Source organism: Chlorogloeopsis sp. ULAP02, assembly GCF_038404745.2.
Lineage (GTDB): Bacteria > Cyanobacteriota > Cyanobacteriia > Cyanobacteriales > Nostocaceae > Chlorogloeopsis.
Genome location: NZ_JAYKTT020000069.1, coordinates 108036 through 119074, shown reverse-complemented (window position 1 = coordinate 119074; position 11039 = coordinate 108036). Strand labels below are relative to the sequence as shown.

Here is an 11039-nt window from a genome sequence, read left to right as displayed (position 1 = left end):
TAAATGGCTTGGCAGTTCTCCAACTATGTCTAAATTTACACTGCTCCCAACCTGTATCAATCCTGCCGCTTTGATAACAACTTTAGCGCTGACAACAATTTTTTACCCAGCAAGAACACTGTCACAAACACCAAATAACGAGGGTGATGCTACTCCTCAAACAGGTTGCCTGTCTGGATATTCTGATGGTACATATCGCGGTTCGCATCCAGTTACCCGCTATGAATTTGCTGCGGGACTAAATGCTTGCTTAAATCAAGTGGATAAACTTCTTCCCCCGAATCGAGAGAACTTAGCAACGAAAAAAGATTTTGAAGTTTTAATTCAACGGCAGAGGGAATTGAACGAACAGCTGCGCGGACTCAATCAGCGAGTTGATAGAATCTCACCCGCAAAAAAATAATGGCGTTGCTGAATCACTTTATTCACATCTTGCACCAGTTTTTTGATTGCGATTTTTGTAAGGTGGGCATTGCTTAACGGCTCAAAATCTTATTTCGACTTTATGGGCAATGCTCCGAAGTTCTGAGCAAATCATTTGCTCCAAAGCTAATGAATCAAAGAAATTTGAGAGCGATCACTTTAACCGCCAATTTTATACCTATTGGATGGTGACGAAAAGTTTTGTTCCAATATATAATCTCATGGCTTACCCCACATACGGTCAATGATAAACCCACAATGAAAAAAATCACGATCAGCCAAGTACTTTGTGGTGCTCTGTCTACTCTGGTGGCTGGGCTGGTGCCGATGGAATCGTTGCACGCTTGCACGCGAGTTGTCTATCTCGGCCCGCAAAATACGATAGTTACCGCACGTAGCATGGATTGGTTTAGTGATATGGGTACAAACCTTTGGGCTTTCCCACGCGGTATGAAGCGCGATGGTGTTGCTGGAGCAAACTCGATTCGCTGGACTTCTAAATATGGCAGTGTGGTGGCAGCTGGCTACGACGCTGGTACAGCCGATGGCATGAACGAGAAGGGATTAGTTGCCAACCTACTGTATCTAGCTGAATCAGAGTACGTCAAACCCACACCCAATGACAAGCGCAAACCCCTGTCGGTTTCTGCATGGACGCAGTACGTGCTTGACAACTATGCCACTGTTGCAGAGGCAGTGAAGGATTTACGCAAGGAGCCGTTCTATGTGGTTCCGACGATGACACCGGATGGTAAACCCGGACAGGTGCATTTGTCAATTTCCGATGCCACGGGCGATTCGGCTATTTTTGAATACGTTGGCGGCAAGCTCAATATTTATCATAGTCGTGAGTTTCAGGTCATGACCAACTCACCAGTATATGACCAACAGATTGCCCTAAATAATTACTGGGAGCAGATTGGCGGAACCACCATGCTGCCAGGCACCAATCGTGCAGCAGATAGATTTGTCCGAGCTTCATTTTATATTAACGCGATCCCAAAAACGTCCAATATTAATGAAGCGATCGCGAGTGCCTTTTCGGTGATTCGCAATGCGTCGGTGCCTTTAGGTATTACGACTCCCGGACAACCCAACATTTCCTCAACGCTCTGGCGCTCGGTATCGGATCACAAAAACAAGCGCTATTTCTTTGAATCCACTCGCAGCCCGAATGTCTTCTGGGTAAACCTCTCCGACATGGATTTCGCCGAAGGAAAGCCGACGAAGAAGCTGACGCTGACAAATGGTGCCGTCTTTGCCGGTAATACTGCGGCGCAGTTCAAACCTGCCGAACCCTTCAAGTTTAAGACGGCAGAAGTAAAGTAAGCACTTTTTAAAATTGACGGCAAAGCATACTAAAGTTTGGTTACGTAAGATGCGATCATCAGGGTTATAGAGTTGATGCTTTTTGTGCTATATGCGCAAACATCATCTGTCCCGACTTACTCAATTCACCTACCACCTGAACAAAATTTGGGTGAGTCATTCCTGAACCGATAAATGTCCATCGATAGAATTTCTCTTGCACTGCTTGAATTTGTTGTCTTTCTAACTCGTTAAAAATTCTTCCGGTAGCTAGAGCCAGACTCTCAATATCTAATTGAACTTGTGCCTTCAATCCACCATCAAGCAGAGTAGCGATCGCCAAATAATCATTAATTCCTGTCTCAACACCCTTGAAGTCAAGCTCTTGAGCAATATGCTTTAATATAGGCTACGTCATAGAAATGACAAAGTAAACGGCAAAGAACGCTAGCAAACCAAATACAATAACTGAACCAATAAGGATTTTTAGTGGATAAAACGAGCTATATTTTCTATACAAATAGTCTTCTTTATCTAGTGATTTTACGTTAATTAAGTATCCAAGAATGGCTAGCACTAGTAAAAAAACACCGAAGGCGATCGCGCTCAAGCCAATGATATGAGTCAATTGGGTATTAATTTGGAGATTTTGCTTAGGAAACGTCTGATTTAATGCCACGAAAATGCGATCAAATGCGATCCCAAAAGCAATCAGAGATAAGCAATTCTGAATCCAGCTTGTCAACGTCCGTTCAGCAGCAGCACGATTGCGCTGTTTAGCTAATTCTGTCGTGGTGTTACTCGGTTTTGGAGGAGGGCTAGTATTCATGATAAGCTTTTAGAGCTAAGTGACGATTAAAATATTGCCTTTACCAAAATCCCAACAAAAGCAAACACGCCAATGCAAACGAGGGCGATCGCTACAGTTAATCCCAAGGAACGCCGGGGAATGTAAAAATATTCCTCTTGGCGCTGGATGCGATGAAGTTCTTGGTGATGTTCTATTGCTGCAAAAACCATTGCATACGTACCCAAAGCAATGAAAGCAAGTCCTAAAATCCGAGAAAAACGCACGGGATTGAGATCTTGAACTGCTTTAAAGTTTTCAATAGCAGCTACCACTCTATCAATACCAAAACCAAAGCCAATTAGAGAAAGATTAGTGCGAATCCATGCCATGAGAGTACGTTCAGCAGCAGCTCGGTTACGCTCTTTGGCAAGTTCAACTTGAATATTAGGTGGTTTGAGAGGAGGAATAGGATCATTCATGAAGATACCGCTGATGACTCAATTGATTTTGTTTAGAATTGAGCAATTTTTATAGTTGCAATGAAAATGGCTAACCTGATATCTTGCACCCTTCTTAATAACCGTAGGGTGGGCATTGCGCGTAACGGCAAAATAAAATTTTGAGTCAAATCTAAGCAATGCCCACCTTATAAAAATCGTAATCAACCTGGTAACGAGAAACTCCCCGCGTTGATATAATTCCTCTTGTTCTAATCAGGGGCTTTATCGCCAGAAGATTGAGAATTCGTTGAGGGTGAATTGACTCGAAAGCCAGGAGCAGCATAGTCACCAGATAGATACTCACTGGGGATAGTAGTTTGGTTTCCGTCACGAATGGCAGAGTAATGGGGTGAGCAAATTTCGATGTTTGCTTCGTTACACTTATCTTGAATATTTTGGTGTAATTCTGAATAAATTGATTCTAGCTTGGTTGGCTGGTTTATGTGGGCTTTGAGTTCGTAACTGATGTAGAAGTCATTGAGTGCAGTTTGCCAAACAAAGGGAGGAGGTTGGGACAAAATATCAGTAGTTGCAACAGCTGCTGCAATTAGAGTTTCATGGGCAGTTCGCCAAGGAGTGTCATAGCCTAGAGAAACTGTTGTGTGGATAATAATTGGGGTTTGCTGGTCTTTTAGGAGTGTATTGTAGTTAATAATATTACTGGATAATAAAGTAGAGTTGGGAATAGACACCAAAACATTGTTCAAGGTGCGAATCCGAGTTACTAGCATTTGTTTCTCTTCGACGAAGCCCATTAAATCACCAATCTCGACGCGATCGCCAACTTGAAATGCACGGGTGTAAACTAACGAAAAGCCTGCAACAGCATTTGCAATTGCACCTGACGAACCAAGCGAAACCAATGCTCCAATCACAATGGAAATAGCTTGAAAAGCTGGAGAATTAGAACCAGGCAAGTAAGGAAAGACAATAGCGATCGCAAAAGCGATGATGATAAAGCACACTAGATGGTAAGTTGGTCTTGCCCACTCTGGATAAAACCCTTGAATGGAGAGTGTGCCTCGCTCAATATTGGCAAAAATAAATTTTAAAAAGACTAGAAAATAGCGAGTTAATAAGGCAATTAAACCTATAGTTAGTAGTTTTGGTATATATGCTAAAACTCCATTCCAAATAGATGTCAACGTATTTTGAAGATGGAAAAACAAACTTGCTCCTAATTGACTTGTTTGAGGAAACAGACTTAAGACAAAGGATAAATAAAAGTAGAGCAGACTTAATACAACAGCAAAGTGAGTAATTTTCGTAAAGCCTTGTAAGAGTGCAGAAATTTGTTGAGACGATAGCAGTTCAAGATTTTGGACGCGAAGATTAGGAATCAATCTGTCTTGCTGGGCATCTAACCAATGATAGAACTGGGGCATAATGTTCCATAAAACCAGCAAGATTACAATTAATAAAATTGTACTGACTATTGCTAAAACTCCAGCGCGAGTTAAGTAGCTAGCACTGCGTTTTTCTCGATATTCATCAATTGCATTTTTGATAATTTGTAAGTATTGATTGGCAAGTGCTTGTCGAGTTTGCTTAACAGCTTTAGCATCCACATCTGAAACAGACATAATAGCAATACTTTGAGCATGAATAATTGTGACTGCTTCAGAGTCAACTTCTCTAGTTCTCAATGCCTCAGTAGGAATGGCATCATTAATTGCTAATTTCTGAATATTGGATGAGATTACCTTGGCACGCCGCTCAATAGAAGGAGAAAATAACTTGTCTTGAATGAAAAATAGTGTTTTATTCTCTAGCTCAACAGGTACACCGTTTATAGGTAATTCGGAAGGAGTTTGAGAAAAACTACATAAGGGAGTAATGATAATCAACAACGCAACCAGAATAGCAGTAATAACTACCCCAAATGGCTGATTTATTTTGAGGATTAAACGACACGTCATATTTATTATTTAATCACTGTTGGTAAAGCTAAACTTATTAAATTTCTGATCCTAGCTTTTGTTTTTTTAGATTGTAATTGTGACTGTGCGAAATCTGTCGGTTAATAAAAGCATGATAAAAATTATAAAATACACAAGTTTGAAGTTTAGTTACAAAAAATAACTATAATATAAGAAATTTATAAGAAAAATTTTATATACATAGCATGAAAGCTATTTGATTTATTTCAATGAACTTTTAATTAGTACATTAGAATTAATACAAAAATTTAGTTCTAGGATAGTTAAAACTACAGATGTATACAGATTTTATCAGTATTAATGTAAAAGTTTACAGATACAAAAATTCATCGTCAAAATCTTCAAAAACTGTCACTAGAATATTGCGGTATTTTTCTAGACTATGAGCTTGAACACTCCCTTCTAAATTGAATCAATGAGTAATTTAATATTCTTGCTCATACCCCACTAATTCGGCAGGGGTGGAATAGTCTTCTATGAGAAATTTGAGAAGTACTGGGAGATAATCTAGCTCCCAATATCCCCGGTAAACTAGTGAGTTAGCACTTTCGTAAATTTTTGTAGTAATTTGATAGCCAGAAATAGTAATCATCAATTAAAGATAAATAACTAATCTTGATAAATTAGAGCATCAAAATTAAGGAATTTTCTTATGAATCGTACATTTCGGCGCTACCATCGCCAGATAGCGATCGCTTTATGTCTGCCTTTATTTCTTTCTGCAATCACAGGTATAGGCTACACTATCGCTGATGAATGGTTGCACCAAATCGAGTTAGCTACATTTATTCTCAATATTCATACTTTACAAATCTTTCACTTACAAGCAATCTATCCGCTTTTGAGTGGTTTGGGATTATTGGGGTTGTTGATTACTGGTTTAAGTATGACAGGATTATTTCGCAAACACCCAAGTAGTTAAGGTGCTCTAGGTAGGGAGAAAAACTCTGAACAGCTTGTGTTGGCTTTTCTCCCCAATAAGCGATCGCGTCTGTCAATAAGGCACAAATTATACAGGCTTAATATTAGATACTTAAAGTTTACCGATAGTATCTATAATTGGTTGCACTTAATTTTTAAATCATTTAATGATATAATTTTTCATCTATTCCAACTAGTTTAAAATCTCAAATCCAAATTTAATCAAAATAACTTTAAAGAATGACTATTATCCTTTCATCTGCAAATTGGAGCGAGCTTTGGGAAGAAAGTTGGCAGCATACGCAAAGCGCAGACTTATCGGACAATTCAGATGAAATTATGCCATGCCCTACCCAACTCGCTCAGGGTTATAAACGAAATATTGGACTGCGTAATGGTATTCATTTAACCCTTCATAACTATATTTTTAATGAAGATGTAATTACAGTAGATAGGCAATCATATCAAGAAGATTGTTTGGAGTGGGTTTTTAATCTGTCATCCACTTTTAAGTTTTGTAATAACTCTTACGTAACTCCTGGAAAGCATTATGTTGCTGGGCTGTTTATGCCTGCTGGCGAAAGTTTAGATATTGCTGGCGAGCGCCGATTGGAAGTTGATATTCATCTTGAGCCGGAGTTTTTCAAAGCTTTGGTGGGCATTGGCACAGCCTCTGTTGAGGAGAATCGCTTTGATTTGTTACCGCTTGATTTGCAACGAATGCTAAATGGTGACGAAAGTGTACCTTTTTCATTGCTGCAAAACACGACTCCGACTATGCAACTTGCCTTGGAGCAAATTCTCAATTGTCCGTACCAAGGTTTGACAAAGCAGCTTTATTTAGAGAGTAAATCTTTAGAAATTTTAGCACTGTACCTCGATTTAGTAACAGCAGCACCGCAAAAATCAAAATTGCCAGTTAAGCTGCAATTGGATGACATTGATCGCATTCACCAAGCCAAAGATATTTTACTTCAGAATGCCCAACACCCCCCTTCGCTGTTAGAATTAGCCCGAAAAGTAGGGATGAATGACTGCACTTTAAAGCGAGGATTTCGCCAAGTGTTTGGAACAACGGTTTTTGGTTATCTCCACGATTATCGGATGCATCAAGCCAGACAGTTACTCGAAGCACAAACAATGAGTGTTCAAGAAGTTGCTCGTGCTGTTGGTTATGTTAGTTCCACTTCCTTCCATACAGCTTTTCGCAAGAAGTTTGGTACCAATCCCGGTACATATTTGGCTGCAAGTCGTCGCAAAGTAGTTTAGAAATTCCGTCTCGAATAAGAAAAATTCCGTTTGGAAGAAGCGAAGAATCTTCCAAAGAGTTGTAATTTGCTATAAACTTTCTGCTAAAGATTCTCACATATAGCTAGAATTCCTAGCTGTAGAGAAGTTAGATGAATTAGAGAAGGAATTTTATTAATTATCTAGGAAATGTTGTGAGATTAAGGTTATGGAGTTTAGAGCACTGGCTGAAGTTATTTTTGTTAGTAGTCATTACCTGTGGATTCGTCTATTGGTGTAATAATAAATTTTCTCAGCTTGCTGTAAGTTCTTCTTCATTTATTACTTCTGAATGTAAAACCATTAAATATGCAATGGGAGAAAGCTGTGTTCCCCTGAATCCACAACGAGTTGTTGTGTTAGATGATGTTGTTCTAGCCAATGCGATCGCACTTGGTGTCGAACCAGTGGGAGCGGTTTTTGATTATAGAGCCTCTGGAATTGAAATTCCCGTATTTTTGCAAGGAAAAATTGATATTGATAAATTTCCGTCTAAATTGCAATCTATTGGTACTCAAGGGCAACCGAGCATCGAAAAGATTATGTTAGCTAAACCTGACTTGATTTTGGGTTTTGACTACTCATCTAACTACGATACCCTATCACAGATTGCCCCAACAATATTAATTCCATTTGATCAGGCGGGAAGTTGGAAAAAACATTTACTATTAATAGCTGAAGTATTAAATAAAGCTCAAGTAGCAAAAAATTTATTGGCAGATTATAAGCAGCAAATTCAAAAATTTAAGACAGCGATGGGAAATAAGTTAGAAAATTTCCAAGTTTCCCTTGCTTATCTTTGGGGAGAAGGCTCCTCATTAATTACTTCTGATCTGAAAAATTCTTTTTCTGGCTCAATTTTAGAGGATTTTGGGCTGAGTCGTCCACCAAAACAAGACATCGCACCAGAACACGAATATCAAATTGGAATTAGCGAAGAGATGATTAATTGGATAGATGGAGATGCACTCTTTCTATTTTCTAATGGTGATGAAAATGCAAATAGAATCTTGAAAAAGCTTCAAAAAAGTCCTTTATGGAAACAATTAAAGGTGGTTAAGCAAAAACATACATATGTTGTCGATCAGAATAGATGGAGGTCTCGCAATATTCTGGCAGCTAATGGAGTTATTGATGACTTATTTAAATATTTGATTCAGCAATAATCAAATTTATGAAAAATATTAAAAATAGCCATTAGATAGTTTAAATTTTTTGAAGAAACTAATCTTCTCTACAAATTAATATATCGAGTAAACTTGCATAAACTAGACTTAATAAATGAAATAATCATTAATAATATCTGTCGTTTTCTAAATTTAATGCATCTAACATCTATCAAGTGTAGTAACTGCTCTCTATTTAAACCAAATGAACGCATTGCTCATATGAGAAATAGGTCAACTGAGAATTAGAAAAATAAACTCAAAATTCCCCTTCAAAATGTTTTACTCTACTTGCAAAATCAAATACATTATTTACTATTTAATGGCTGCGATCGCAATTTCCCTTATCTCTGCTTGTCGTCAATCTTTCCTAAATCCAGCCCTCATCACTAATTGTCGCACGATTCAACATGCAGTGGGTAAAACTTGCATTCCACCCCATCCCCAAAGGATTATTGTTCTCGATACCAATCCTCTAGATGGAGTTTTAGCGCTGGGTTTCAAGCCAATTGCAGCTCCTGATTTTAGTGAACTTTCCCTACCGGAAGAGATAACTCAGGGAATTATTAGTATTGGTAATAATAGCCAACCCAATCTTGAAGAAATTGCCCGTTTGAATCCTGATTTAATTATTGGGCTGGAATATAGTAGCGATAGTTATAAACAATTAACCCAAATTGCACCGACAATTTTGGCTCCAGGTAACGAAAAAAAATGGAAAGAAGATTTGCGATTATATGCTCTGGCTTTAAATACAACTCAAGAAGCAGAAGCAATTTTGCAAGTATATAACGCAAGGATAAAAGAATTTCGGCAGCGAATGCACCATCGTCTCAAAACGAAAACAGTTTCTCTTGTTTCCACAATTAATTATGGTGCGGGAAATCCAGCCCGTATTTACCTAAGTAACTCGTTTATGGGTGCAGTAATTACAGAAGCAGGATTAAAACTTCCTGCTGCACAAACAACGTTAGCACCGACAATAACTAATGATAACTGGGGGATAAATATTTCGATTGAACGACTCGATTTGATTGATGGAGATGTAATTTTTACAATTAATACTAAACCTGAAACTAAGCAACTAGATTCAACTCTTTCACAACTCCAGCAACACCCATTATGGTCAAAATTAGATGCTGTCAAAAATAATCGAGTTTATACAGTCAACTATATGGTTTGGGTGGCTCAACGCAATATTGGTGGAGCAAATCGCATTCTCGACGATTTATTTAAGTATTTAGTTACCGACGAAATGCAAGATACAGAATAATTGCACCTTTAAATTTATGCGGTTTCTGTTTTCTTTTCTGTCCTATATATCAAAAAAGAATTGTGATTTCACCTCAGCGTCAGCGCTTACACAACTATATAATTATCTGGATTGGTCAAGTTGCATCCCTCATTGGCTCACAGATTAGTCACTTTGCTTTGCTGATTTGGATTTGGCAACATACTGGAGAAGCAACTGCTATTTCTTTGCTTGCCTTTTTTCGGGAAGTACCTGTTTTAGTCGCCTCTATTTTTGCTGGTATATTGGTTGATCGCGCAAATCGCAAATATTTAATGATGCTGGGAGATGCGATCGCAGGTTGTTCGACAATTTTGATTATAACTCTACTATTAACTAATCATTTAGCCATTTGGCATCTTTTTTTAATAGGAGCAATTAATGGATTATTTAGTGATATTCAAGGATTAGCTTTTTCTGCATCAACAGCATTAATGGTTCAAAAACAGGATTATGTGCGAGTTGGAGCAATGGGTTCGATTAAAGATTTTGGTTCTGGTGTTTTTGCTCCTGCTTTAGCTGGAGTACTCTACCCCCTGATTGGTTTATCGGGTATTTTAATATTCGATTTAATCACATTTATGATTGCGATCGCTTCACTAATCATTGTTCCTGTTCCCCAACCGACACTCGAAGAAAAAGAAAGCGCAGAAAGCACAACAGCAACAATTTCATTACATAAAAGTTGGCAAGAATTGACTTTTGGATTTTGCTATTTGCTTCAACACCCCAGTTTGTTAATATTGCAAATTTTCACGGTCAGTTATATTTTCTTTGACAATGCAGCATTACTAGAACCTGTAATTTTAGCTCGAACAAATAGCGACACAAAAGTTCTAGGTTATGTTTCTTCGGCATTAACACTTGGTGGGTTAATTGGTGCAACTGGATTGGGTGTTTGGGGAGGGCCAAAACGACGAATTCGAGGTTTGTTATGGGGGAGAGCAATTATTTTTAGTTTGGAAATGTTGTTGGGATTGCTTTGTACTCCTTGGATGTGGATGGTGGCTATTTTCGCTGCGGGACTGTTCAAACCTACTGCCAATAGTTGCGAAGATGCTATTTGGATGTCAAAAGTACCACCGTCTTTTCAGGGGAGAGTATTTGCAGCTAGTTCCTTTATTACTGGAATCATTTCACCTCTGGGACTTTTGATTGCTGGGCCTTTATCAGATTTTGTCTTTGAACCTGCCATGCAATCACCTAATTTTTTCACACCCGTATTGAGTAATATCTTTGGTTCTCGGCCTGGCAGTGGAATGGCACTACAATTTGCTCTATTTTCCTTCATTGTCGTGTTGATTTGCTTGGTTAGTTATGCTATCCCTCTCCTGCGAAATATCGAAGATATTTTGCCAGACCATGATGTTGAAAACGTGAAATTACTTCATGGAGACTAATTAATTAATTCAA

12 protein-coding genes are annotated in these 11039 nt (G+C 38.4%); 7 read left to right on the top strand and 5 right to left on the bottom strand.

Annotated elements, in window-relative coordinates:
* Both U2718_RS24310 and U2718_RS24305 read left to right on the top strand, forming a co-directional pair.
* The coding region (locus U2718_RS24310; protein ID WP_411813361.1) for a hypothetical protein at window positions 1-403 on the top strand (403 nt) is incomplete at its 5' end.
* Window positions 404-681: 278 nt separating this feature from the next.
* Complete coding sequence (locus U2718_RS24305; RefSeq protein ID WP_341993479.1) at window positions 682-1752, top strand: linear amide C-N hydrolase; 1071 nt, start codon at window positions 682-684, stop codon at window positions 1750-1752.
* A 64-nt stretch (window positions 1753-1816) separates the two neighbouring features.
* Here the strand turns inward: U2718_RS24305 and U2718_RS24300 are convergent, their stop codons facing one another.
* The 5 genes from U2718_RS24300 to U2718_RS24280 all read right to left on the bottom strand — a co-directional run bounded on the left by U2718_RS24300 (window position 1817) and on the right by U2718_RS24280 (window position 5553).
* Window positions 1817-2074: a hypothetical protein gene (locus tag U2718_RS24300; RefSeq protein WP_341993478.1), complete on the bottom strand. Its 258-nt coding sequence runs from the start codon at window positions 2072-2074 to the stop codon at window positions 1817-1819.
* A gap of 66 nt (window positions 2075-2140) precedes the next feature.
* Window positions 2141-2560, bottom strand: coding sequence for a YidH family protein (locus U2718_RS24295; protein WP_341993477.1), 420 nt, complete (start codon window positions 2558-2560; stop codon window positions 2141-2143).
* A 26-nt stretch (window positions 2561-2586) separates the two neighbouring features.
* A complete protein-coding gene (locus U2718_RS24290; protein ID WP_341993476.1) occupies window positions 2587-3000 on the bottom strand; it encodes a YidH family protein in 414 nt (137 codons plus the stop codon).
* 230 nt (window positions 3001-3230) lie between these two features.
* Window positions 3231-4940 carry a mechanosensitive ion channel family protein gene (locus tag U2718_RS24285; RefSeq protein WP_341993475.1) on the bottom strand — a complete coding sequence of 570 codons (1710 nt, stop codon included), beginning with the start codon at window positions 4938-4940 and terminating at the stop codon, window positions 3231-3233.
* A gap of 445 nt (window positions 4941-5385) precedes the next feature.
* Window positions 5386-5553 (bottom strand): hypothetical protein, encoded by a 168-nt coding sequence (locus U2718_RS24280; protein WP_341993474.1) that lies wholly within the window; start codon window positions 5551-5553, stop codon window positions 5386-5388.
* A gap of 60 nt (window positions 5554-5613) precedes the next feature.
* Here U2718_RS24280 and U2718_RS24275 point away from each other — a divergent pair, with 60 nt between their 5' ends.
* From U2718_RS24275 to U2718_RS24255, 5 genes are all read left to right on the top strand, one after another.
* On the top strand, window positions 5614-5883 hold the full coding sequence (locus U2718_RS24275; protein ID WP_341993473.1) for a peptidase: 270 nt from the start codon (window positions 5614-5616) through the stop codon (window positions 5881-5883).
* Between the two features lie 239 nt (window positions 5884-6122).
* Window positions 6123-7151, top strand: a complete 1029-nt coding sequence (locus U2718_RS24270; protein WP_341993472.1) for an AraC family transcriptional regulator — start codon at window positions 6123-6125, stop codon at window positions 7149-7151.
* A gap of 173 nt (window positions 7152-7324) precedes the next feature.
* Entirely contained in the window at window positions 7325-8335 is a 1011-nt protein-coding gene (locus U2718_RS24265; protein WP_341993471.1) for an iron-siderophore ABC transporter substrate-binding protein, read from the top strand.
* A gap of 277 nt (window positions 8336-8612) precedes the next feature.
* Complete coding sequence (locus U2718_RS24260) at window positions 8613-9608, top strand: iron-siderophore ABC transporter substrate-binding protein (protein ID WP_341993470.1); 996 nt, start codon at window positions 8613-8615, stop codon at window positions 9606-9608.
* 62 nt (window positions 9609-9670) lie between these two features.
* Entirely contained in the window at window positions 9671-11026 is a 1356-nt protein-coding gene (locus U2718_RS24255) for an MFS transporter (RefSeq protein WP_341993469.1), read from the top strand.
* Window positions 11027-11039: the final 13 nt, after the last annotated feature.